Source organism: Shewanella sp. SR1, assembly GCF_020447145.1.
GTDB lineage: Bacteria > Pseudomonadota > Gammaproteobacteria > Enterobacterales > Shewanellaceae > Shewanella > Shewanella baltica.
Genome location: NZ_JAJAEF010000013.1, coordinates 59,270 through 84,084, shown reverse-complemented (window position 1 = coordinate 84,084; position 24,815 = coordinate 59,270). Strand labels below are relative to the sequence as shown.

Sequence of the window (24,815 nt, the reverse complement as noted above, 5' to 3'; positions counted from 1 at the left end):
TTAGCAATGAAAAACGGTATCCTAAGATACCGTTTGTCTTTATTACTTGCGTGCAACCAGTTTGTCGAGCAGTCCGTTCACAAACTTATGACTCTCGTCCGCACCAAAAGCTTTTGCCAACTCAATCGCTTCGTTAATCGCGACCTTATATGGCACATCTTTACGGAAAGTCAGCTCATAGGTCGCTAAACGAACTATGGCTTTCTCTACTGGAGACACTTCATCAATCGGGCGTTCCAGATGCGGGATGATCAGCTCATCCAATTGGGTTTTCTTCGTTGCAACGCCTGAAAATAGCTCACGAAAATAAGCTACATCAACACCGTCGAGGCTTTGTTCAGTTAAAAACTCATGCTCGACATCGGCAATATTATTCCCGCTTAGTTGCCATGAATAGATGGCTTGAACGGCTAAACGGCGGGCCTTGCGGCGCTCAGAAGGCTTCATTATTTTTCCTACTATAACAACTGTTGTTCAAGTTCTTGCAGAACATTGACCATTTCAAGCAGACTTAAAGCAGCTTCGCCGCCTTTGTTACCCGCTTTGGTACCTGAACGTTCAATAGCTTGTTCAATGGTATCTGTGGTCAAAACACCGAAAGCAACAGGCAGATCAAATTCTAAAGCAACTTGAGCTAGACCTTTATTACATTCGCCTGCAACAAAATCAAAATGAGGAGTACCACCACGGATCACCGCACCTAATGCGATAATACCGTCGAATTTACCACTGGCAGCTACGCGACGCGCAGCTAGCGGCAACTCAACCGCACCTGGTACACGGACAACAGTGATATTGTCGTCGCTGACTTGGCCAAAACGTTTCAGCGTGTCAAGTGCACCTTCAAGCAAGCTCTCAACTAAAAAGCTGTTGAAACGCGAAATTACAATCGCAACTTTGGCATTTTTCGCTTCGATATTACCTTGAACTACGTTCATTATCTTACCTAATTTAGCTAAAGCACCCAGCTCGGGGCGAAAAGTGGCGACATGATATCACAGCCAATTGCCCAGAGCCCTATGCAAATTATCAGAAATTGTTAATTTTACTTCAGTGTAACTTTGGGTTTTAGTCCGCCACATACTCAGTCACTTCAAGGCCGAAGCCCGAAAGTGAATGGTAACGTTTAGGCGAGCTGAGCAGGCGCATCTTAGTCACGCCAAGGCTAGCGAGGATTTGCGAACCCACACCCACACGGCGCGACGTTCCCTGCCATTTTGCAGAAGCAGGCGCTTGGCCTTGATCTTCGGCTTCAAAGGCTTTCACCTTAGAGAGGATTTCACAGGGATGTTCTTGATTCCCTAGTAAAACCAATACGCCACCTTCTGCTGAAATACGCTCCATCGCCTTTTCGAGTGGCCAGCTGCGTTGCTGATCGCGCTCTGAATGGAGTAAATCGTTGAAGGTGTTTTGCAGATGCACGCGCACCAAACAATCACTCTTCACCTCACCTTTGACTAAGGCAAAATGCAGTTGATTGTCGATAGTGTCTCTGAAAGTCACCATGTCGAACTCGCCGAAACGGGTCGGTAGTTTGCATTTAGCTTCACGCACAACCGTGGTTTCTTTGGTGTTGCGATACTCAATTAATGCCGCGATGGTGCCGATTTTGATACCATGCAACTCGGAGAAAATCTCTAAATCTGGGCGGCGTGCCATAGTGCCGTCTTCGTTCAAAATCTCAACGATAACGCCCGATGGCTCAAGTCCCGCAAGACGGGCTAAATCACAACCGGCTTCAGTGTGACCTGCGCGGGTTAATACGCCGCCGTCCTGTGCCATTAACGGGAAGATATGCCCAGGTTGCACTAAATCAGACGCTTTAGCCTCTTTAGCCACGGCCGCTTTTACCGTTACCGCGCGGTCGTGGGCCGAAATACCGGTAGTCACGCCTTCGGCTGCTTCAATAGATACCGTAAAGTTAGTCGAGAACTGGGCGTTGTTATTCGTCACCATTAAGGGCAGATTTAACTGCTGGCAACGGGCTTTAGTCATGGTCTGGCAAATGAGTCCACGGCCATATTTCGCCATAAAGTTAATCGCTTCTGGCGTGACCATTTCGGCCGCCATGATCAAATCACCTTCGTTTTCTCTGTCTTCGTCATCCATCAAAATAACCATTTTGCCTTGACGAATATCTTCGATGATCTCTTCTATACTGTGCAGCGCCATTGTAGGACCTTATGATTTTGCTGTTGTTATGAAATTCTATACCTAAATAACCTAAGCTGCCGATAAGCTTAAGTTAAATAATCTGCTCCTGTGCACTAACGCACAAACCCAGCACGGGCTAACATTTCCATGGTGACGCCACCGCTCTTGCTGTCTTTGCCATCAAAACTCATCAAGCGTTCTAGATAACGGGCGATTAAATCCACTTCGATATTCACCTTATCACCCGCTTGTAGGTCGACTAAGGTAGTTTCCCCCGCGGTATGCGGCACTATGGTCAAGCGGAATCGACTGCCATCCACTTCGTTAACCGTCAGACTCACACCATCAATGGTGATGGAACCCTTGTGGGCAATATAACGCCCAAGCTCTGCGGGGGCGGCTAACCAAAACTCGATAGCTTGACCACGCACTAAGCGTTGCTCAACCGTTGCAATACCGTCGACATGGCCGCTGACCATGTGTCCGCCTAAACGTGTGGTTGGGGTGACGGCCTTTTCAAGATTCACCTTAGTGCCCACTTTATAGTGAGCAAAACCGGTTAGACTCACGGTTTCCGCTGATACATCGGCCATATAACCGTCGGCCAATTGCTGCACAACCGTTAAGCACACACCGTTAGTGGCAATACTGTCGCCTAAGCGCACATCATTTAAATCCAGTTTGCCACTCGCCACGGTCAGGCGAATATCATCGCCTTTACGCTCCAGTTTGCGCAGGGTGCCGACGGCTTCAATAATCCCAGTAAACATGGTTAACTCACTTAATTAAATAAAGAACTATCAAGCTTAACGCTCAAGGTTAAACGGGTATCTGGCCCTAATTTGCGCTCATCAACCAAAGTTAATGCAGGAATTTGCACCATGGTTTGATAATCGGGCAATTGCAACAGATTACGCCCATGCCCACCGAGGATTTTCATCGCTTGGTATAGCACTAACTCATCGGCAAGCCCCTCTGCTAAAAAAGCGCCCGCTAGGGTTGCACCCGCTTCCACCAGCACGTGATTACAACTTTGGCCTAAATAGTTTAATAGTTCAGGAAGCGAGACACGACCTGCAATTGCGGGTAACAGGAGGCAACTCACATGGGAGGGTAATTGTGCTTGAAACTCTGCGGGATAAGCCACGGTCGAGACCAACAATATGGGCGATACGATAGCCAAACATGCGGCCGATAACGGCAAACGGGCACGGCTGTCGAGTATCACTCTTAATGGTTGCAGTAATTGCGCCTCGGTTAGACTGTCTTTTAAGCCACCAAGTTCTTGATATCGCACATTGAGCGAAGGATCGTCTGCCAATATAGTTTCGATCCCCGTCACCAGCGCGCAGGAACGTAAGCGTAATCGCTGCACGTCGCGGCGGGATTCTGTGCCAGTTATCCATTTAGACACACCATTCGACAGCGCGGTTTTACCATCGAGACTCGCGGCTAATTTTACTGTGACTCTGGGCAATCCAGATTCCATCCGCTTCATAAAACCTAAATTCAAGGCATAGGCTTCATCGCGGTGTAATCCCACATCCACTTCAATGCCGGCGTCACGCAGCATTTGAATACCGCGACCAGCCACTTGCGGATTAGGATCTTCCACCGCCACGACTACACGTTTAACGCCAATATTGATCAGTGCCAAGGCGCAGGGCGGCGTGCGCCCATAATGGCTGCAGGGTTCTAAGGTGACATAGGCCGTTGCGCCGCGGGCGTGTTCGCCAGCCATACGTAGCGCATGCACTTCGGCGTGGGGTTCACCCGCTTTTTGATGATAACCTTCACCGACAATTTGGTTATCTTTAACGATAACGCAGCCCACACTGGGATTGGGTCTTGTGGTGTAAAAGCCCTTACGCGCCAATTGAATCGCGCGGCTCATCATTTGGGTATCGAGTACGGACCAACTTATGTTCAAGCTCATGTTCAACCCTGTTATTAAAGGTTTCGGCTTTCACCTGTCTTATAAAACCTGTCTTTTCATGCTTTTAGCAACTGCATGTCTGCCTTTTTAGGCGACAAAAGCTGAATGACTACTTTTGCAGTTTGGCGATGGCTTCGCCAAATTCAGAGACGTCTTCGAAGGCGCGGTACACAGAAGCGAAACGTATGTAGGCGACTTTATCGAGGTTCATCAATTGCTCCATCATCAGGTTGCCGACCATTTCAGACGGCACTTCCCGCTCGCCCGTGGCGCGCAGGGTGGACTTGATTTTGCTGAGTGCTTGCTCGATTTCATCCATAGACACGGGGCGTTTTTCAACGGCACGCAGCATGCCACCTTGGAGTTTTTCTTCATCGAAGGGTTGGCGTGAACCGTCGCGCTTAATCACCCTAGGCATGACTAATTCGGCGCCTTCGAAGGTGGTAAATCTTTCATGGCATTCGGTGCATTCTCGGCGACGGCGCACTTGATGGCCTTCTGCCACTAATCGAGAATCGATGACTTTAGTATCTGTCGCGCTGCAAAATGGACAATGCATTGAGCCTCCTGCCAGTGAATGTGAGTAAAGCGTTAATGGCTTTACCTGTTAAAATCTCAGCTAAACGCAATGGATTTAAGCCTAAGATTTTACCAATAAAAATGGCCGCTTGATGCGGCCATGGGATTTTATCCTATTTATGGGCTGAGGTTAACTATCGGATGCTAAGTACCTGATGTAAGTACCTCATGTAATTACCTAGTCAGCAAGCGATCACTCTCAGCCAGTCATCTACTTAGCGTAGATGCGTCAGCAAATTAGCCGTAAACAGGGAAACGTGCACACAGTGCCAATACTTGGCCCTTAACACGCTCAATCACAGCAGGATTGCTTGCATCATCAAGGATGTCACAAATCCAGCCAGTCAGCTCTTTCGATTCCGCTTCTTTAAAGCCGCGGCGCGTAATGGCTGGCGTACCAATACGCACACCTGAGGTCACAAAGGGTGAACGTGGGTCGTTTGGCACTGAGTTTTTGTTCACGGTAATGTTAGCGCTACCTAAGGCGGCATCGGCCTCTTTACCCGTTAAGTCACGACCAATCAGGTCAACTAACATTAAGTGGTTGCTGGTTCCGCCAGAGACGATTTTGTAACCGCGCTCAAGGAACACTTCAACCATAGCTTTAGCGTTATTAACAACTTGCTGTTGGTACACTTTAAATTCTGGCTCTAGTGCTTCTTTGAACGCAACCGCTTTACCGGCGATAACGTGCATTAATGGGCCACCTTGACCGCCTGGGAATACCGCTGAATTCAACTTTTTGTACAAGTCTTCATCGTCAGCAGCAGACAGGATCACGCCACCACGAGGACCCGCTAAGGTTTTGTGAGTCGTTGATGTCACAACGTGTGCGTGTGGTACTGGGTTTGGATAAACGCCAGCAGCAATAAGACCGGCAACGTGCGCCATATCGACAAATAGGTAAGCACCTATTTTGTCTGCGATTTCACGCATTTTTGCCCAGTCAACGATACCAGAATAGGCAGAGAAACCGCCGATCATCATCTTAGGCTTATGTTCTACGGCCAGACGTTCCATTTCGTCGTAGTCAATTTTGCCAGACTCGTCGATACCGTAAGGAATGATGTTGTACAGTTTGCCAGAGAAGTTAACGGGTGAACCGTGGGTCAAGTGACCACCGTGGGCTAAGTTCATGCCCAGTACGGTATCGCCAGGTTTTAACAATGCCATGTAAACAGCGCTGTTTGCCTGTGAACCTGAATGAGGTTGTACGTTAGCGTAAGTTGCGCCAAACAATTCTTTAGCACGTTCAATCGCTAAGGTTTCAACTACGTCCACATACTCACAACCACCGTAGTAACGCTTGCCTGGATAGCCTTCAGCGTACTTATTGGTTAACTGTGAACCTTGCGCTTCCATCACGCGTGGACTGGTGTAGTTTTCAGAAGCAATCAGCTCAATATGCTCTTCTTGACGCAGAGTTTCATTCTGAATTGCCTTAAACAGTTCCGGATCATAATCTGCGATATTCATATCTTTTTTCAGCATTGCTTACTCCAGCTGCCAATTCTTATAGGTAGGGTTGCGCGGTATTCTACTCGGAACGCGACCACAATCCCAGTATTTGAAACATGAAATTCCTATGGATTTAGCTTGAACTTGGCTCATTGTCGAGTTGAGTTCGGCGCGCAATCGAGTAGAATTAGCCGCATCATTAGTCACTTAAGATAGAGAAAAATGGCTCAGTTTGTTTACAGCATGCTGCGGGTGGGTAAAATTGTTCCGCCTAAGAAGCAGATCCTTAAAGATATTTCTTTAAGCTTTTTCCCCGGCGCCAAAATTGGCGTACTCGGCCTCAACGGTTCAGGTAAGTCGACACTACTGCGCATTATGGCGGGTATCGACACCGAAATTGAAGGTGAAGCGCGCCCAATGCCGGGATTGAAAATCGGTTACCTGCCGCAGGAACCTAAACTCGATCCGAATCAAACCGTGCGTGAAGCGATTGAAGAAGCGGTTGCAGAGGCAAAAAATGCCCTAACTCGCCTCGATGCCGTTTATACTGCCTACGCCGAGCCGGACGCCGATTTCGACGCCCTTGCAAAAGAGCAAGGCGAACTCGAAGCCATTATCCAAGCCCAAGATGCCCATAACTTAGAGTACGTCCTTGAGCGCGCCGCCAACGCCCTGCGTCTGCCGGATTGGGATGAAAAAATCGAAGTGTTATCCGGTGGTGAACGTCGCCGCGTAGCGATATGTCGTTTGCTGCTTGAAAAGCCAGAAATGCTGTTACTGGACGAACCAACCAACCACTTGGATGCTGAATCTGTGGCGTGGCTTGAGCACTTTTTGCAGGAATATGCAGGTACTGTGGTCGCGATTACCCATGACAGATACTTCCTCGACAATGCCGCTGGCTGGATTTTAGAACTCGACCGCGGTGAAGGTATTCCGTGGGAAGGTAACTATTCTTCATGGCTTGAGCAGAAAGATGCCCGTCTGAAGCAAGAATCGGCTACCGAAAGCGCTCGTCAAAAAACCATTGCCAAAGAATTGGAATGGGTACGTCAAGGCGCCAAAGGCCGTCAGTCTAAAGGCAAGGCCCGTATGGCGCGCTTTGAAGAACTGAACACTAACGATTACCAAAAACGTAACGAAACCAACGAGCTGTTTATTCCGCCCGGACCACGTTTAGGCGACAAGGTTATTGAAGTGAATAACCTGACCAAATCTTACGGTGACCGCGTACTCATCGACAATCTGTCGTTCTCTGTGCCTAAGGGCGCGATCGTCGGTATTATCGGTGCCAACGGCGCGGGTAAATCAACCCTGTTCCGCATGTTATCCGGCGCTGAAACGCCAGACAGCGGCAGTATTGAGCTGGGTGATACTGTGCAACTGGCATCGGTTGAGCAGTTCCGCGATTCGATGAATGATAAGAACACCATTTGGGAAGAAATCTCCGGTGGTCAAGACATCATGCGTATCAACAACATGGAAATCCCGAGCCGCGCCTATGTGGGCCGCTTCAACTTCCGTGGTGGCGATCAGCAAAAAGTCATCGGCACCTTGTCGGGTGGTGAACGTAACCGCGTGCATTTAGCCAAACTGCTGCAAGCGGGCGGTAACGTCTTGCTCCTCGACGAACCCACCAACGACTTAGACGTTGAAACCCTGCGCGCACTGGAAGAAGCGATTCTGGAATTCCCAGGTTGCGCTATGGTGATTTCGCATGACCGTTGGTTCCTCGACCGTATCGCGACCCACATTCTGGATTACCGTGACGAAGGCCAAGTGAACTTCTACGAAGGTAACTACACAGAATACTCGGCATGGTTGAAAAACACCTATGGCGCCGATGTGGTTGAGCCACACCGCTTGAAATACAAGCGCATGATTAAGTAGTCGTTTTAGCACTTATATACCCAAACAACCTGAAGATGCAGGATTCAGCGGGAATGTAACGCACTTTAGGCAAGGCCCTTTATTGCTCCTGCATAAATGGCATTCACGCCATCCATGGCGATTGCGGTTATTTGCAGACCTAGTGGGCTAAGTTAAAAATAACCAACACGGCATAAAGTGATTAAGCCAAAAAGGAGCTCAGGTCGAAGGATCTGCGCTCCTTTTTATTGGATGCTTTTTATGGGGAAGTTTTTATGAGCTAGTTTTTATGAATAGTTTTTCTGGACTCGCTTTATCGACTTGTTTTTATTGGATGCTGTCGAATAGTTCCGATAAAACGACTCAGCTTTTCAAACTGGCAAAATAAGCCACCAGCATGTCCATCATCACCCTGAGTGCGGGTTGCATGTGTTTGCGGGATTGATATACGCCATATACACCCAGTGACTGCGGCATGAACTCAGTTAACAATGGCACTAACTGACCCGAATCTAAATAGGGTCTCGCCGCCCACAGCGGTTGCATAGCAATCCCCTCACCTGCCAGCGTAGCATTGAGCACCACCATAGAATCATTGGCGCTAAAATTACCATTCACAGGCACATTAAACGCCTGACCTTGGTTTAACTTAGGATCGGAGTTCAGCGCCTGAGCCTGTTTCGCAGCCACATCGGCTTGATAAAACCGCCACATCACATCGCCAAAGTAGGAATAGGTTAAGCAATTATGCTGGGTCAAATCTTCGGGATGCAGCACGGCGGCACGCGCGGCAAGATAACTCGGTGCAGCGCACACCACAGATTCACATTCCCCCAAGCGCCTTGCGATAAGATTGGGATCGAGTTCATTGGTGATGCGAATCGCCAGATCAATCCGCTCGGCGACCAGATCGACAGTTTGGCTACTCACGTGGATATTCACACTCGCCTGCGGATAACTGGCTAAGTATTGGTGCACCACGGGCGCTAAAATCTGATGCGCCAAAAACTGGGAGCAGCTAATGCGCAATAATCCGCGCGGAATCGCCACCGAAGCATGACTCACCGCTGGCACTTCGTTCGCCAGTTCGAGCAGTCGATGGCAATAATCCAGCACTTGCTCACCCGCTGGCGTTAAGCTGAGACTGCGCGTCGAACGATGCAACAATCTAGCGCCGGACCATTCTTCCATTTCGCTCAAGTAACGGGTCACCATAGAACGCGACATATCTAAGGCATTAGCGGCGCTGACCATGCTGCCGCGCTCGACAATAGTGACAAACACCTTAGCCGCTTCGAGTCTGTCCATGATTTATCTCCACTCACGTTCAATCAATAACGTTCAATCACTCGAAGGCTCACTCACATACTCGCGCCCCACATGAATAATCACTAAGAGTACATCCGGCTATTCGTCCGATTAATGCAACAAACATGGGCAGATACTCGCATTTATCTATTGATTATTGCAACCTATACTTAACTCACTTTTTGCAGCAGCTGCAAATCAATGAATGCTAAATCGAACCTTTTTACTCTTTCATCCTGTGACTATAAGTGAGCCAAAAATGAACACATCGACCTATGCTATACGCAACACAGTTAACGCCACATTGAAGGCCTCGTCTAAAATCAGTCTAGCCGCTACCTTACTGCTAGCGGGACTCGGCGCGGTCAATGCGGCACCATTGCAAGTGAGCCATTTTAATCCGGGCGAAAACAGCATCTTTGCCGTGTCATCGAGCTTTATCAGCGGCGAACACGAAATGATGTTAGTCGATGCACAATTTCAAAATAACGATGCCCAAACCTTGGTTGATACCATTAAGGCCAGCGGTAAAAAACTGACTCAGGTGTATATCAGTCATAGCGATCCTGACTTTTATTTCGGTTTAGCCGTGATTAAAAAGAATTTCCCCGATGCACAAATCGTCGCTACTCAAACCACAGTCGATGCCATTAAAGCCTCAATGGAAGGCAAGCTCGCCTACTGGGGTCCGATTTTAAAGGACAATGCGCCAAGTGAATTAGTGTTACCTAAGGCGATTCACAGCGACACTTTCACTATCGACGGTGAGCAAGTGATTATCGAAGGTTTCAATGATAAACACCCTAAACACACTTTCCTGTGGGTGCCATCGGCAAAAACCATTACAGGTGGCGTAGAAGTATTTGATAACACGCATGTTTGGATGGCTGACACTCAAACTACCGCAGAGCGTCAGGAATGGTTCACTCATTTAGATGCGATGGAAAAACTGCTGCCGACCACAGTGATCCCAGGACACTATTTAGGCGAAGCGCGATTTGATACCCGCGCCATCGGTTTTACCCGTGACTATGTAAAAGCTTTTGAAGTCGCAGCAAAAGCCTCGAAAGATTCAGCCGAATTAATCCAAAAGATGCTGGCGCTATACCCACAAATGCCAGCCGATGCAGGGCTTGAGATCAGTGCCAAAGTTTACATGGGCGAAATGACCTGGCCTATGTAAGTCCAGCCATACCTATCTCGGCGATGAGGTACAGCTAGTTAGGTGTAAAAGATAGTTAAGTGCAAACAGTTAAAGACAGGCACGTGTTCGATTGCGTGCCATTTTTTTAGCTAAATAACTGCACCTAAATAACGGTACCAAACTAACGATTTTAATCGATGATTTCAAAGGGCTTAAGTCGCTAATGTAACGACGAACTTAAGCCACAAGGTTTAATACTATGACTCACCCAACAACTCATTCTGCTAGCACGGCCAACAGCACACCAGCGGCCAAAATGCGTACTCTGCACGCGATTATCGACCCTTTATGTGGTTGGTGTTATGCCGCAGCGCCGTTACTCGATGCTGCAGCCAAAGCTGGCTTTACCATTAAGCTCCACGGCGGCGGTATGCTCACAGGCCCAAGACGCAAACAAATCGATGCCAACTGGCGCGACTATGTTATGCCCCACGATCTGCGCATTGCCGAGCTAACCGGACAGCCTTTTGGTGAGAACTATTTCGATGGTCTGCTGCGCGATACCACAGTCGTACTCGACTCGGCGCCCCCCATTAAAGCCATGCTCGCAGTCGATGCTATGGGCGGCGACAGTTTGGCCTATCTACACTCAGTACAACTGGCCCATTACCGCGATGGTCACAGCGCCAGTGATGAAGGTAATCTCGCAAGCTTAGCCGCTGAACTTGGGCTCGACCCTATGAGCTTTGCGCAGCATTATGCCCAAGGTGAAGACAAGCTGTATGAGCATATCGTTGAGTCCAGAGCATTATTGAATCTGATAGGTGCCCAAGGTTTCCCTTCGATGGCTATAGAGGGTGATGACGGCAACATCACCGCCATTAATATCAACCGCTTCTACGGCCAACCCGCCCAGTGGTTAAGCCATCTTGAAGCGCAATTTGAGTCGCAATCTTGATGCTAATGTGAGTAGTCGTCATTGATCGCGTCTTAGTTAATATGCTTTTAATTGATGAACTTTTAATTTTTAAGCAGAGTTATCAAGAACAAAGAAAAACCACAATTAGAGGTTTTTATAAGTTTTCAAGGACGATTGGCATTTCGAGATTAAATTTCGTTCGTTATAGCAGATCATGATAGCGAAACGAGGACACGATAAATACGGCTACTCGCGTTTGACTGGGGTTTCTGATTCTTTATCAGCAGCTTATGAAGCATAACAGTATAGTACGGACTTTACATTGCATAAAAACCAGTAAAATCACTGTAAAAATAGTATCTGAACGCCCCTCTCCGAAGTTAATAGCCGCTGACTTAAGCATTCTATTGAGCCACTTATCCAAAAAAGCACCGCTTAACTTCGTTAAGCGGTGCTGAATATAACTCTAAATATTTACTTTATAAGTGAGGATTACTCGTTGCTACCTTCGCCAGTCCACTTAACATTTAAGTACACAGGCTCAATCCATTCGGCTTCACTGGCTTTAGGTAACAGTATGATGCTATAGACGGTATTAACAGCTAACGGCGGCAAGTTCCAGCCGATAACAGTACCATCGTTTTCAGAACAATAAGATGTTGAGACTGGTTGATACATCTGATGTAAAGGCCCATCGAAGTTATCACCACTTATGGTTACAGAACCATAAAACTCACGAACACTCTTACAAGTAAACTCGCCATTGTGATTATCAAAGAATACATCTACACGTGGTAAAGCATTTGGCTTATACATTTGTACAGTGACTTTACCTAATTTGTCAGTATTGGCTGACGCGGCGGGTAAATACATCGGAAATTCACGCTTCAGAGGTTTATCATCTGACTTAATACCAATACGTGCTTCAACGTCACGCTTATTACTAAACCACATTTCACGTTCACGCTTAGTGGCTTCATTGCGAGTAACTGTGTACATCATCAGCTTAGCGCCAGTTGCAATATCATCATTTGACTTAAGAACAGCAAACTCAAATAACTCCTCGCTAACCAGACCATCGGCTTCAAAACGGTATGAACCAACCAGCTTGTCACCTTCAACTTTGTAACTAGAACCCGTCAATTCAAGATTGGCTGCACTACAAGTGGTACGGTTTTCAGGGGTACGCGCATTAACAAAAATCTTACCGTCTTGGTAACGGAAACTGTCACACCAAACGCGAGAATAATTAAGATTATCCCCTTCAACTCCATCATAGTTGCCATGTTCCAACCTGTACCAAGTCTTGCCTTCTAATGGATGAGTTGGCTCTGGGGTTACCTGATTTTCAGCAATGCTAACTTTAAGCTCTGTGCTTACAGGGGCATTTTTGCCATCGTTAGCCGTTACGGTAATAACAAAATCACCAGCGGCAGTTGGCTTGCCTTTCACTGTTAAATCATCTTGCTGAACAATTGCTAAGGTTAAACCAGGAATATTAGCGTTAACCGTTAAGCTCAGGGTATCGCTATCGGCATCATCAAACAATTCATCTAGCTCAATCACAGAATCAACAGCTGTACCCGTTATCAGCGCTAACTTAGCCAGATCTGCAGTGATCTCGACTTTCTCATTGCTATCAACAGTAGGCGCTTTATTCGAAGTAATAACTTCAATCTCAATATCCAGAGGGTATGAGCGCGCATTATTAATGTCAGTTGCATAAACCTGCAGTTCAATCTCGCCTGCTTTTAATGGCGTTCCAGACAAGATGCCAGTGCTTGCATCAAATACTAGACCCAATTCGGCTAATTTAGCCTCGCCTTCGGGCAACACACTCAGAGTGAACGTATTATTATCACTATCAGCGAAAGCTTCAGCCAACTGGATAGGCTCAATTGCATCACCTAAAGCGACACTAATCGCTTCTAGCTTGTCTTGCTCACTTGTGGATAACACAATATGAGGTCTGTGGTTAACAGAAACTGAACCATCTTTACCAATGACAGGATCGAAGTCAGCTAAAGAAGCATCATCGGAATCAACTTTATCTGCTACAACCTTAATAAGCTCAGCCAAGTAGCCGTCAATGTTGACATTTTCATCAACTAAAGTTTCACCAATAACAGTGATCCCTTGCGCCGTTTTGCTGCCTTTAGCGGCTTCTGCAATATAATCACCAAACAAAACGTCAGCATTAGCACCCAGTGCCCCAAACTTGGTAACAACCGCCTGCTGTGCAGCTTCAACTGTCATACCACTATTGGCAGCTAGTTGGGCAACGACCAAATCAGTCATTGGACTAATTACTGCGGAGCCTGCTGGGGCCTGAAGTTCAAAGTTGTTAGTGACGATACCGCGACTGCTATCCATTGTTTGATTAACGACAGCTTTAACACACAGTTTTTGGTCTTGATATTTAACAGGCAGCTCGGCAGTGCCGTCAGCAGAGGTTACGGCAACCTTAGTACTGCAAGTATCACCCACCCAAATTTCCGCATTACTTAAGTAACCATCAATAGCTTTAACTTGGAAGGTTTGTTCAGCAACCTGAGTATCGTCGCTACCACCACAACCGCTAAGAACTAAGGCGATTGCAGAAGCCAAAAAACTGATTTTTTTCATGTGATTCCCTATGAAAATGAGTCCAATAAAGTGAACTGTCTAGAAGGCAGTTCAATCCAACGACTAAGTAGTCGTCGATGCGCAATTCTAAAAGGAAATCTTAATGGCTACAGCTTGATTTTTACTCAACAAACCAATAACTTAACTATGACCCACCCAAGAAACACATTTGCAACACGCTAATCGGTTACAAAATATGCCTTGTGTTAAGCTATCCCGCTAAACAACCGAGTTACAGCAACAGCTTAAAATACAAGCGATTGATATTTATAACAATGTAACAACAGTTGGAATGGTCAATATCCTACACTCATCATCTCCATATGCTTACCTCATATGCAGGAATTGACCTGTGCACTTTTCCATTTTGTATGGACATATTTTCCCGCATGACTGAAATAGCGTTCACTCTTTGAGCATCCTTCTGATATTAAAGCGTTTAAGCAAAAGGGTCATCATCACATCAACTTGATGTGATTAAAGGAATATGCGGGAGAACTTGTTGATTAAAAAATGAGGATTAATATGTGACCCTGTTCAGAGCCGAAACATCATCTCATCGATGCTAAGTTTTACTCGGGCTTTAAGATAAATAGTCACTAACCGCTAAGCATTTAAAAGAAGCGCGACTGAACAGACACTAACTTGATCACTGACAAACTTTGAATTTAAAGCCTAAAGCTAAGACTTTAAAACCTAAAACACAGTCAAAATGCTTCCAGATTGATAAAACTCTATCTTTATTTAAATATTTTAATCACTGTAGGACTTATAGCTTACTGGCTAGTGCTCTGATTTACTTGATAAGTTATAGTCAACAAAGTAAGTTACATTTTTATTACATCACCATTAAACCTAAGCCTGCAGATTGGCAAGATAGGAATCTCACTTGGGCAAAATTTCTGCGGTGATTGCAACCATAAACCACCGTTACTATTACAATTATCAAGGAAGGCACAGTGTCACTTCGTAGTCTGAAATTGCTAACAAGCAAACTTGCCACACCTGTATTCATCGCCAATATATTCGTCACGATCGCGATGACAGCCTTAACAAGTCAACCCGTGTTTGCAACTGCTGACGTTGGCGCTCCAATGCCGGACTCCAGTGCTTTAATATCAATGTCTAACTCGGTCACCGATGGCCCTTATGTGTTTTTAAACGATGCTCAAAAAGACACTGCCTATTGGATTTGCCAGAGTGAGCTTAAACAAACGCCGATTGCGAAGGCGCAATTAACCCGCCCTGCCAGTTGCGGTGAATTACCAGAGCCCCATCTTCACACACTAGCGGCCACGGTTGAGCCCGATACCTTTACTCATGTAAGTAAAGTTGTCGCCCTTAGCGATGTGCACGGCCAATTTGATGTGATGATTAACTTACTAAAAGCCCATAAGATTATCGACAAAGATAACCACTGGGCCTTTGATGACGGTCATATGGTGATGACGGGAGACATGTTTGACCGTGGCCATCAAGTCAATGAAGTATTGTGGTTTTTATATGCCTTAGATCAAGAAGCTCAAGCTGCGGGCGGGCGCTTACATCTACTCATGGGCAACCACGAGCAAATGGTGTTTCGCGGCGACTTACGCTACGTCAACGAACGCTATCAAGTCTCGGCAGATTTACTCAAACGCCACTACGATGGGCTCTACAACAAAGACACCGAAATCGGCCAGTGGCTTCGCAGCAAACACACCTTAGTCAAAATCAATAATATCTTGTTTATGCACGGCGGCATCAGCCCTGAATGGGTCGAGCGTAAATTACATATCAGCGAGGCTAACCAACTATTTCGTCAGCATTTAGATGATAAAAAAGCCGATTTGAAGAAAGATGATTTACTCAACTTTCTGTTTTTTACCAATGGTCCAACTTGGTATCGTGGTTACTTTAAAGATGAACTGAAAGAGTCGGATATCGATAGCATACTGAACTATTTCAAGGTCGAGCATATTGTCGTTGGACACACATCGCAGGAGCAAGTGCTTGGCCTCTATCACAATAAAATCATTGCTATAGACAGCAGCATTAAGAATGGTCAATCCGGTGAACTGTTACTTATTGACGCCGGCAAACTCACCCGCGGTCTGTATCAGGGTGAGCAGGTTTCGCTATAACCTGCCTCACTAATGCCTTCGCCCTAATCGTGAATGCCCTGGCGCCCTAATGCATGAATAAGCGAGGGCGCTCAGGAATAAATAAGTAAGGGTAAAACAGGCGCCCACCATGGTTCTAAATCTGTAGCGTTCTTAATCTGCATGGCTCTCAACATGCACGCATCTTAATGTCCATAAGTTCGCCAGTTTTTATTAACTCTGACTATACTCAAGCCAAGTGCGACTCACCTAAGTGCTGGAGTAGAAATGGGGAAAAAATTACTCACATTATCTGGCTTTTACTTGTTTATGCTCGGCTTTATCCAGCCCGCATTTGCGGGTCGAGAACTCCATTTAGTCGCCACTAATTACCCTCCTTTTTATGCCGATGCTTTACCCGAACAGGGCGGCGTCGCCCAAGTGGTCAAAGAAGCCTTTAAACGCCAAGGCTACAATGCCAGCCTCAAGTTTTATCCCTTCGCTCGCGCAGCCCTACTCGTTAAAACAGGCCAAGCCGATGGCATTATTGGACTCTGGTATCGTAAAGAGCGTGAGCAATGGGCCCAATATTCTGCGCCAATCCAACCCGTACAAATCGTGTTTTATAAACGTAAAGATGCGCCGCTGAGTTTCAGCCAGCTCTCTGAGCTCAAGCCCTACACGATTGGCATAGGTCGCGGTTACGCTAATCCACCCGAAATCTTCGCCGCAGGGCTCACCACCGAAGAAGGTAATTCGGATGAAATGAACCTCAAGAAGCTATTTTTAAAGCGTATTGATTTAGTCTTGATTGGCCATAACCTAGCCAGATACTTAATCAAGAAAGGCCCCGCTGAATATGACGATGCCTTTGAACAAGTCGGTCAACCCATAGCGACAGAGGTATTTCACTTAGGGGTGTCTCTGGCCGTGACAGATCATCAGCAGTTGGTAACGGATTTTAATCAAGGCTTAGAAAGTATGCGCAGCGATGGTCGATTAGCTTCCATTTTAAGCCAATATCCTCAGGTTGAAACGACTCAAGCCCCAGTCGAAAAAACGCGTACTGAGATCCATCCCTAGCACACGTGGGTCTTCTCTCACTGGCCCTTTGCACAAAAAAACCGCAAAAGCCGCGTTGAATTGTGTTCAAGGCTCAAAAAACACAATTTCTTTCATTTTCGTTTGCTTACCTTTACAAACTTTTACCCAACTCAGGTAGGTTATTCACTAGAATAGCCCCATTAGAGCTATCACCTTTTTCAACTGCCTTTGCGCGAGATAATAATTACAATGAAAAAAACCATTATTGCCATTGCCCTGCTTGCGGTTATCGCCACAGCGGTGAGTTTTAGTGATGTCCTTCAAGCAGCCAAACCCGAAAGCGCTCCCCACCTTATGCGTACCGTTCCAGTGGTCACGGGGGAAGTCGTTGAATATCCGTTAGCACAATCTATCTCGCTTATCGGCAAACTCGCTGCCGAACGCGCAGTGATCATCGCGCCGCAAGTCACAGGTAAGATTAAGCAAGTCGCCGTGACCTCAAACCAAGCGGTGAAAAAAGGCCAGTTGCTCATCGAACTCGATGATATGAAAACCCAAGCCGCCGTCGCCGAGGCCAATGCGTTTCTCAACGATGAAAAACGTAAACTCAAAGAATTTGAAAAACTGATCAGCCGTAACGCCATCACCCAAACCGAAATTGACGCACAAAAAGCCAGTGTGGATATCGCCCAAGCACGTTTAGCTTCAGCCCAAGCGGATTTACATTACCACTCGCTGATTGCGCCGTTTGCGGGCAATACGGGTCTGATTAATTTCAGCGAAGGCAAGATGGTCAGCATAGGCACTGAATTAATGTCGCTGGATGATTTATCTAGCATGCGCCTCGACTTACAAGTGCCAGAGCATTTCCTGTCGCAATTGAGCATAGGAATGCAAGTGGCGGCCACCAGCCGTGCTTGGCCGGATGAAACCTTTACTGGCAAAGTTGTCGCTATCGATCCACGCGTCAATGAAGAAACATTAAACCTTAAAGTGCGGGTGCAATTCGACAACCCAAAAAATCGCTTAAAACCCGGCATGATGATGTCATCCACTATCACGTTCCCTGCAATTTCAGCACCTATGGTGCCAGTACAAGCCCTTGAATATTCAGGCACTAAACGTTACGTGTACGTGGTTAGCGCCGATCACATCGCCAACCGCACCGAAGTGCAGTTAGGTGCGCGTATCGATAACCAAGTCTTGATTGAAAACGGTTTGAACATAGGTGACAAAGTCGTCGTACAAGGCTTAGTGAATATGCGCGATGGCCTGAAAATCAATGAAGTGACGCTAGATGCCAAGGCATCTACCCGTGCGGCTGAGCTTTCAAGCCCAAAAGCTACGGAGACTAAATAATGTGGTTATCCGATGTTTCGGTTAAACGCCCTGTCGTTGCCATCGTTTTAAGCTTACTGCTGTGCGTATTCGGCATAGTCTCCTTCTCTAAATTGTCGATACGGGAAATGCCCGACGTCGAAAGCCCTGTGGTCACCATTAGCACCAGTTACTCGGGTGCGTCGGCGGCCATTATGGAAAGCCAGATCACTAAAACCCTAGAAGATGAACTAACGGGGATCAGTGGTATCGACGAAATCACGTCGACCACCCGTAATGGTAGCTCGCGTATCACAGTGAAATTCCTCCTCGGGTGGAACTTAACCGAAGGCGTAAGTGATGTGCGTGACGCTGTGGCCCGCGCCCAGCGCAGGCTGCCTGAAGATGCGAAAGATCCTGTTGTCTCCAAAGACAACGGTTCGGGCGAGCCCTCCGTCTATGTTAATTTAAGTTCGAGTGTGATGGACCGCACTCAATTAACGGATTACGCCCAGCGCGTGTTAGAGGACAGATTCAGCCTTATCAGTGGCGTGAGCTCCATCAGTATTTCCGGCGGTTTATACAAGGTCATGTACGTCAAGCTCAGACCCGAGCAAATGGCGGGCCGCAATGTCACAGTCACCGACATAACGAACGCGCTGCGCAAAGAAAACATCGAAACACCCGGCGGCCAAGTGCGAAACGACACTACTGTGATGTCGGTGCGTACCAAACGCTTGTACTACACGCCAAAGGATTTTGACTACCTTGTGGTGCGTACCACCAGCGATGGCACGCCTATTTACTTAAAAGATGTGGCCGATGTGGCTGTCGGCGCACAAAACGAAAACTCGACCTTCAAAAGCGATGGTATCGTTAACATCAGTTTAGGCATTATTGCCCAGTCCGATGCTAACCCATTGCTCGTAGCCAAAGAAGTGCACCAAGAAGTCGACCGCGTACAAGACTTCCTGCCCGAAGGCACTAGCCTAGTGGTCGACTTCGACTCTACCGTATTTATCGACCGCTCGATTAACGAGGTGTATAGCACCCTTTATGTCACGGGCGCCTTAGTGGTACTCGTGCTGTATATCTTTATCGGACAAGCGCGGGCGACACTCATCCCTGCGGTAACGGTTCCGGTATCGTTAATCTCGGCATTTATCGCCGCTAACATGCTAGGTTATTCGATTAACCTACTGACATTAATGGCGTTAATCCTCTCCATCGGTCTAGTGGTCGATGATGCGATTGTGGTGGTCGAGAACATTTTCCACCATATCGAAAAAGGCGAAGAGCCGTTACTCGCCGCCTATAAAGGCACCCGCGAAGTAGGCTTTGCCGTTGTCGCCACCACGGCGGTATTAGTCATGGTATTCCTGCCGATTTCCTTTATGGAGGGCATGGTTGGACTCTTGTTTACCGAGTTCTCCGTGATGTTGGCGGTGTCGGTACTGTTTTCCTCCTTAGTAGCACTGACACTTACGCCCGTGCTGAGCAGCAAGTTACTTAAAGCCAACGTCAAACCGAATCGCTTTAATCGTTGGGTCGATCGCGGTTTTGCCCGCATGGAAAGCGTCTATCGCGTCGCCGTTACTCGGGCGATTAAACTTCGTCTACTCGCGCCCTTAGTTATTCTCGCCTGTATCGGCGGCAGTGCTTGGTTAATGCAACAAGTGCCGTCACAGCTGGCGCCGCAGGAAGACCGCGGTGTGTTGTTCGCCTTTGTTAAAGGCGCCGAAGGCACCAGTTATAACCGTATGACAGCCAACATGGACATAGTCGAAGACAGACTCATGCCCTTGCTGGGTCAAGGTGTGCTGCGCTCCTTCAGCGTACAAGCCCCCGCGTTTGGTGGCCGTGCGGGCGATCAAACAGGCTTTGTGATCATGCAGCTTGAAGATTGGGGCACACGCACCGAATCCGCACAGCAAGCGCTTGGGATTATTAGCAAAGCATTGAAAGACATTCCCGATGTCATGGTTCGCCCTATGATGCCAGGCTTTAGGGGCCAATCGAGTGAACCGGTGCAATTTGTGCTTGGTGGTTCGGACTATGCCGAACTGTTTAAGTGGGCGCAGGTGCTCAAAGAAGAAGCCAACGCCAGCCCTATGATGGAAGGTGCCGACTTAGACTACGCCGAAACCACGCCTGAGCTTATCGTGACGGTTGATAAAGAGCGCGCAGCGGAATTGGGGATCAGTGTCGATGACGTCTCGCAAACCTTAGAAGTCATGCTCGGCGGTCGCACCGAAACCACCTATGTGGATCGCGGCGAAGAGTACGATGTGTACTTGCGCGGTGATGAAAACAGTTTTAACAACGTTGGCGATCTTAGCCAAATCTACATGCGTTCCGGTAAAGGCGAATTAGTGACGCTTGATACCGTGACCCATATCGAAGAGATTGCTTCGGCACAAAGATTAAGTCACACCAATAAGCAAAAATCGATCACCCTCAAGGCTAACGTCAGTGAAGGTTACACCTTAGGTGAAGGCTTAAAGTTTCTTGATGCTAAAGCCATTGAATTATTGCCTAAAGATATTTCCATTGGTTACACGGGCGAATCCAAAGACTTTAAGGAAAACCAAAGCAGTATCTTCATCGTATTTGGTCTGGCCTTACTGGTCGCTTACTTAGTCTTAGCCGCGCAGTTTGAGAGTTTCATCAACCCATTAGTGGTGATGTTTACTGTGCCAATGGGCGTGTTTGGTGGTTTCTTAGGTCTACTACTCACAAGTCAAGGGATCAACATCTACAGCCAGATCGGCATGATCATGTTGATTGGTATGGTGACCAAAAACGGTATCCTTATCGTTGAGTTTGCTAACCAATTGCGTGACCGCGGCTTTGAACTCGATAAAGCCATTATCGACGCTTCATCCCGTCGTTTGCGGCCAATCCTAATGACAGCATTCACCACCTTAGTGGGCGCTGTGCCGTTAATTTTCTCGACGGGCGCAGGTTCAGAAAGTCGTATCGCTGTGGGTACTGTAGTGTTCTTCGGTATGGCATTCGCCACCTTTGTGACCCTACTCGTCATTCCTGCCATGTATCGATTAATCTCGGCAGCGACCCATTCACCGGGTTATGTTGAAGCTAAGCTTGAAGCGGCAATTAAAGCACAAGAGTTAGCGCCCCAAGAGGCGGCGGCAAAACAACAGGAGCTTGCACCTAAAGCCTAACTCTTCACGCCTACTCATCAATGTAAATAATCACATAAAAAAAGCCAAGGCACTCAGTGCCTTGGCTTTTTCTCATTTACGTCTTAAGCATTTTTTACTTTATTGGCTAAGCCAAAATGTAAACCTAATCCAACACAAAGCAGTGCACTTAACGTAATCACCATACCTAAATGGTGAACGATTCCCGTGCCGCCTAAACCCAGTCCCAACAGAATGTAATAAAACAGTCCGAAGAGTGCGCCAGCAGAGCCCGCATAGGTGCGGTAGTTTGCCAGAGCCGAGCTGAGTATGTTCGGAATCGCGATACCGTAAGCAATCACAATCAATAGCATAGGCGCTAAAAAGTAAACATTATTCAGCCCTATAAAGGTCGATTGGATCAGCCAAATCCCCAATCCACCGACAAGTGCAATAGCACTGGCTAAGCGAACCAGTCGTGCACCAGTGTGGCCTCGACCGAGCATTATTTTATTAACATAACTGCCAAGGAATGTACCAAAGCCTAACAGTAAGCCACTGGTACCAAAGGCAAGCGTCGATAACCCTTGCGCCTCAAACATAAATGGCGCCAGTGAAAAGTAGCTAAACCACATCAGATTAAACGCCGCCACCAACAAGGTGTTGTTAATAATCCCACTATCGGTAAGCATCTTAATCGCTAACTCGCCTATCGCGATTTTCTGAGTATGTGCGGGTTTAGTTTCGGGTAGATATTTTACCGACAAAAATAACAACACGATTGCAGAGACCATGAGTGCGACAAACACCCCTTGATATCCCCAATACGCACTGAGAATACTGCCCAATAGCAATCCGAGAACTGGGCTTATTCCAAGTGACATACCCATTACAGAAAATACTTTCGCTAATTCCTCTCCGCTATAACTGTCACGCATCATAGTTTGGGTAATCACAGACCCCACTGCCGCGCCAAAGGCCGACAATACGCGGGCCATCAACAACAGGCTAAAGTCGCTAACCATCAAGGCTAATGCTGAGCCAATGGCATAACAGACTAATCCCGCGAGCATAGCTTTACGGCGACCAATAATGTCGGCTAAGCGGCCCCAGCAAAATACGCCGATGGCAAAGGCCATAAAGTACACAGATAAAGTTTGCGATGCAGCGGCAACCGACACAGCAAAGTTTTCTGCAATATTAGGCAAAGCAGGGCTATAAATGGTTTCCATAATTTGCGGAAACATCATTAGCAGCACAACGAGCCCTAATGGTGGTTTTATATTCATGATTTTTAGTCCATTTCAGTCATCCAAATGAGTTGGTTTACCGAAATGTCGCTCCATACTTGTCAAAGATGGCGCAGTATAGATAAAATCCAAATGTGTCCATTAGCAACACTTAGACAAAAAACATCAAAAATAGGACAAAATGGCCTTTATTCTACCTGAACAGCAATTTAATCCAGACCAGCTGGATAATCTGGTCATTGGCATTGCCGCAGATATGGGCGAACACGACTCGGGAGTACATCACCACAGAAAGGCGCAACTGCTGTACGCTCCCACAGGCGTGATGAGATTCACCCTAGCCGAGACTCAAATGGTGTTACCGCCAACGCGTGCGGCTTGGTTGCCAGCTGGTGTTAAGCACAGCGTCACCATGCGTAATGTGGTTGCCTATCGCTCACTCTACTTTGAACCAGAAACCGTCACTTCATTACCCGATAAAGTCACTATTTTTCATGTAAACCCGCTACTCAAAGCGTTAATCGACACTATGTCGTTTTGGCCTTGGGACAAACCAAGAAGCACTCAGCACAATGCCTTTTTGCTGCTCTGCGAAGAATTGGGCAACGCCGCGGAAGAAAATCTGGCTTTACCCCTCCCACAGGATAAACGTTTAAAAACCTGGCTTGCGCAACTGCAGCTACACCAAAAACCGCCAGCTAATCTTAAGGATATGGCAGTAGAAATCGGAGCCAGTGAACGCACAATTAGCCGCATTTTTAGCGCACAGACGGGAATGGCTTATCAAGCATGGCGCCAGCAATGGCGTTTACTCTCGGCCATTGAACAATTAGCAGCGGGGAAATCGGTGGCGCAGGTGGGCTTTAATTTACAATTTTCCAGTGACAGTGCCTTTATCAGCTTTTTTAAGCAATATACCGGCACCACACCGGCACAATATTTCAAATAAGTACTGGCTCGACTGACTTACAATCGTCGAATCGAGCCTTTCCTCATGTGCATCATGACGCTAGCTGCGACGTTAGGCTTTCAGCGCTGGCGTGGTAGAAGACTTAAACCAAGCAAGCGGTCGTTGGCGGCGCGTTAACATGTTACCGAGCGCGACCAGCAAGAGTCCCACACTTGAATACCAAGTCCAGTGATAATCCTCAAACACACTCGATACACTAAGCGCCACCACAGGGGTTATCACCAACAGATACGCCGCTGCGTTAGCGCCAATTCGCTCAACCAAGATCAAATAAGCGGTAAAGCCAATCACAGAGGCGATAACGGCTAAGTAGAACAGGCTGCCAAGATAACTCGTTGTGAGCGGTAAACTAAAGCTTAAACCTTTAAACCAGATGATCAGCAGTAACGCCGCACTGCCGTAGCACATGGCATATGCTGTCGAGGTAAAAGGCGACACATTATCGCGCGAGTTACGCATGCTGATCATATTGCCAATCGAGAAAAACCACGTACCTAGCAGCGAAAACAGTAAGCCCCACACTAAGGTTTGTGACCACTGAGTCGCGAGCAAATCGGCGCCAAAGAGTAAGATAATGCCCCCCAGACCGACACTGACTCCTAACCAAAAGTTGCGGGTAGTGGGCGTGCCGTAAAAAATGCGGCCATGTATCGCATTAAAAATGGGCGCAGTGGCCATAATCACCGCCGTTAAACCGCTGGCGATATAATGGGTTGCGGTATAGAACGCGATAAAGTTCAAACAAAATAGACACACACCTTGCAGTGCAAACCAAGGATGCTGCCTAAGCTTTACCGCTTGCAGCTTGTTAAAGGCAAAGCCGAAGGCGAACATCAACAGGCTCGCTATCGCGAAGCGATAAAAAATCGAGACTTCCGTCGCCACCTCACCGTGCTGCCACTTAATGGCAATCCACGAAAAACCCCACACAAAGATCATCAGCAAATACATCACAGCAGCCATAATGAGTCCCCCTCACCTTCATAAAATACTTAATTAGGCGAACTATACAGCGATG

At 47.2% G+C, this 24,815-nt stretch carries 19 protein-coding genes; 8 read left to right on the top strand and 11 right to left on the bottom strand.

The features are described 5' to 3' along the window. Positions 1-42: 42 nt before the first annotated feature. The 7 genes from nusB to glyA all read right to left on the bottom strand — a co-directional run bounded on the left by nusB (position 43) and on the right by glyA (position 6,160). Positions 43-447 carry a transcription antitermination factor NusB gene (nusB, locus tag KV201_RS13605; RefSeq protein ID WP_006082638.1) on the bottom strand — a complete coding sequence of 135 codons (405 nt, stop codon included), beginning with the start codon at positions 445-447 and terminating at the stop codon, positions 43-45. An 11-nt stretch (positions 448-458) separates the two neighbouring features. Beyond that, positions 459-938, bottom strand: coding sequence for a 6,7-dimethyl-8-ribityllumazine synthase (ribE, locus tag KV201_RS13600; RefSeq protein ID WP_006082639.1), 480 nt, complete (start codon positions 936-938; stop codon positions 459-461). A gap of 130 nt (positions 939-1,068) precedes the next feature. Beyond that, a complete protein-coding gene (gene ribBA, locus KV201_RS13595) occupies positions 1,069-2,172 on the bottom strand; it encodes a bifunctional 3,4-dihydroxy-2-butanone-4-phosphate synthase/GTP cyclohydrolase II (RefSeq protein ID WP_006082640.1) in 1,104 nt (367 codons plus the stop codon). A 95-nt stretch (positions 2,173-2,267) separates the two neighbouring features. Next, positions 2,268-2,924 carry a riboflavin synthase gene (locus tag KV201_RS13590; RefSeq protein WP_226059639.1) on the bottom strand — a complete coding sequence of 219 codons (657 nt, stop codon included), beginning with the start codon at positions 2,922-2,924 and terminating at the stop codon, positions 2,268-2,270. An 11-nt stretch (positions 2,925-2,935) separates the two neighbouring features. Further along, a complete protein-coding gene (ribD, locus tag KV201_RS13585) occupies positions 2,936-4,090 on the bottom strand; it encodes a bifunctional diaminohydroxyphosphoribosylaminopyrimidine deaminase/5-amino-6-(5-phosphoribosylamino)uracil reductase RibD (protein WP_226059638.1) in 1,155 nt (384 codons plus the stop codon). A gap of 109 nt (positions 4,091-4,199) precedes the next feature. After that, the gene (gene nrdR / locus KV201_RS13580; RefSeq protein ID WP_105251748.1) at positions 4,200-4,649 is read right to left on the bottom strand and encodes a transcriptional regulator NrdR; all 450 of its coding nucleotides are present in this window, start codon (positions 4,647-4,649) and stop codon (positions 4,200-4,202) included. A gap of 257 nt (positions 4,650-4,906) precedes the next feature. Next, on the bottom strand, positions 4,907-6,160 hold the full coding sequence (glyA, locus tag KV201_RS13575; RefSeq protein ID WP_006082644.1) for a serine hydroxymethyltransferase: 1,254 nt from the start codon (positions 6,158-6,160) through the stop codon (positions 4,907-4,909). A 189-nt stretch (positions 6,161-6,349) separates the two neighbouring features. On the opposite strand from glyA, the gene ettA reads away from it, so the two are divergent. After that, positions 6,350-8,017 (top strand): energy-dependent translational throttle protein EttA, encoded by a 1,668-nt coding sequence (gene ettA / locus KV201_RS13570; RefSeq protein WP_226059637.1) that lies wholly within the window; start codon positions 6,350-6,352, stop codon positions 8,015-8,017. Between the two features lie 342 nt (positions 8,018-8,359). Here the strand turns inward: ettA and KV201_RS13565 are convergent, their stop codons facing one another. Continuing rightward, positions 8,360-9,304 (bottom strand): LysR family transcriptional regulator, encoded by a 945-nt coding sequence (locus KV201_RS13565; protein ID WP_226059636.1) that lies wholly within the window; start codon positions 9,302-9,304, stop codon positions 8,360-8,362. Between the two features lie 259 nt (positions 9,305-9,563). On the opposite strand from KV201_RS13565, the gene KV201_RS13560 reads away from it, so the two are divergent. Together KV201_RS13560 and KV201_RS13555 are read left to right on the top strand one after the other, a co-directional pair. Then, positions 9,564-10,487: an MBL fold metallo-hydrolase gene (locus tag KV201_RS13560; RefSeq protein WP_226059635.1), complete on the top strand. Its 924-nt coding sequence runs from the start codon at positions 9,564-9,566 to the stop codon at positions 10,485-10,487. A 220-nt stretch (positions 10,488-10,707) separates the two neighbouring features. Continuing rightward, the gene (locus KV201_RS13555) at positions 10,708-11,406 is read left to right on the top strand and encodes a DsbA family protein (protein ID WP_226059634.1); all 699 of its coding nucleotides are present in this window, start codon (positions 10,708-10,710) and stop codon (positions 11,404-11,406) included. Between the two features lie 453 nt (positions 11,407-11,859). Here KV201_RS13555 and KV201_RS13550 read toward each other — a convergent pair whose 3' ends face one another. Beyond that, on the bottom strand, positions 11,860-13,992 hold the full coding sequence (locus tag KV201_RS13550; protein WP_226059633.1) for a hypothetical protein: 2,133 nt from the start codon (positions 13,990-13,992) through the stop codon (positions 11,860-11,862). 1,094 nt (positions 13,993-15,086) lie between these two features. On the opposite strand from KV201_RS13550, the gene KV201_RS13545 reads away from it, so the two are divergent. The 4 genes from KV201_RS13545 (at position 15,087) to KV201_RS13530 (ending at position 21,619) form a co-directional block, all read left to right on the top strand. Then, the gene (locus tag KV201_RS13545; protein WP_226059655.1) at positions 15,087-16,115 is read left to right on the top strand and encodes a metallophosphoesterase; all 1,029 of its coding nucleotides are present in this window, start codon (positions 15,087-15,089) and stop codon (positions 16,113-16,115) included. A gap of 246 nt (positions 16,116-16,361) precedes the next feature. After that, positions 16,362-17,156 carry an ABC transporter substrate-binding protein gene (locus KV201_RS13540; RefSeq protein WP_226059632.1) on the top strand — a complete coding sequence of 265 codons (795 nt, stop codon included), beginning with the start codon at positions 16,362-16,364 and terminating at the stop codon, positions 17,154-17,156. A 210-nt stretch (positions 17,157-17,366) separates the two neighbouring features. Then, positions 17,367-18,476 (top strand): efflux RND transporter periplasmic adaptor subunit, encoded by a 1,110-nt coding sequence (locus KV201_RS13535; RefSeq protein ID WP_012587082.1) that lies wholly within the window; start codon positions 17,367-17,369, stop codon positions 18,474-18,476. Then, positions 18,476-21,619: a multidrug efflux RND transporter permease subunit gene (locus KV201_RS13530; RefSeq protein WP_226059631.1), complete on the top strand. Its 3,144-nt coding sequence runs from the start codon at positions 18,476-18,478 to the stop codon at positions 21,617-21,619. Before KV201_RS13535 ends, KV201_RS13530 begins: the two co-directional genes overlap by 1 nt. Before the next feature lie 83 nt (positions 21,620-21,702). Here the strand turns inward: KV201_RS13530 and KV201_RS13525 are convergent, their stop codons facing one another. Beyond that, positions 21,703-22,866 carry a multidrug effflux MFS transporter gene (locus tag KV201_RS13525; RefSeq protein WP_226059630.1) on the bottom strand — a complete coding sequence of 388 codons (1,164 nt, stop codon included), beginning with the start codon at positions 22,864-22,866 and terminating at the stop codon, positions 21,703-21,705. Between the two features lie 142 nt (positions 22,867-23,008). On the opposite strand from KV201_RS13525, the gene KV201_RS13520 reads away from it, so the two are divergent. Next, on the top strand, positions 23,009-23,776 hold the full coding sequence (locus tag KV201_RS13520) for a helix-turn-helix domain-containing protein (protein WP_226059629.1): 768 nt from the start codon (positions 23,009-23,011) through the stop codon (positions 23,774-23,776). Positions 23,777-23,848: 72 nt separating this feature from the next. Here the strand turns inward: KV201_RS13520 and KV201_RS13515 are convergent, their stop codons facing one another. Further along, positions 23,849-24,760: a DMT family transporter gene (locus tag KV201_RS13515; RefSeq protein WP_226059628.1), complete on the bottom strand. Its 912-nt coding sequence runs from the start codon at positions 24,758-24,760 to the stop codon at positions 23,849-23,851. Between the last annotated feature and the right edge of the window lie 55 nt (positions 24,761-24,815).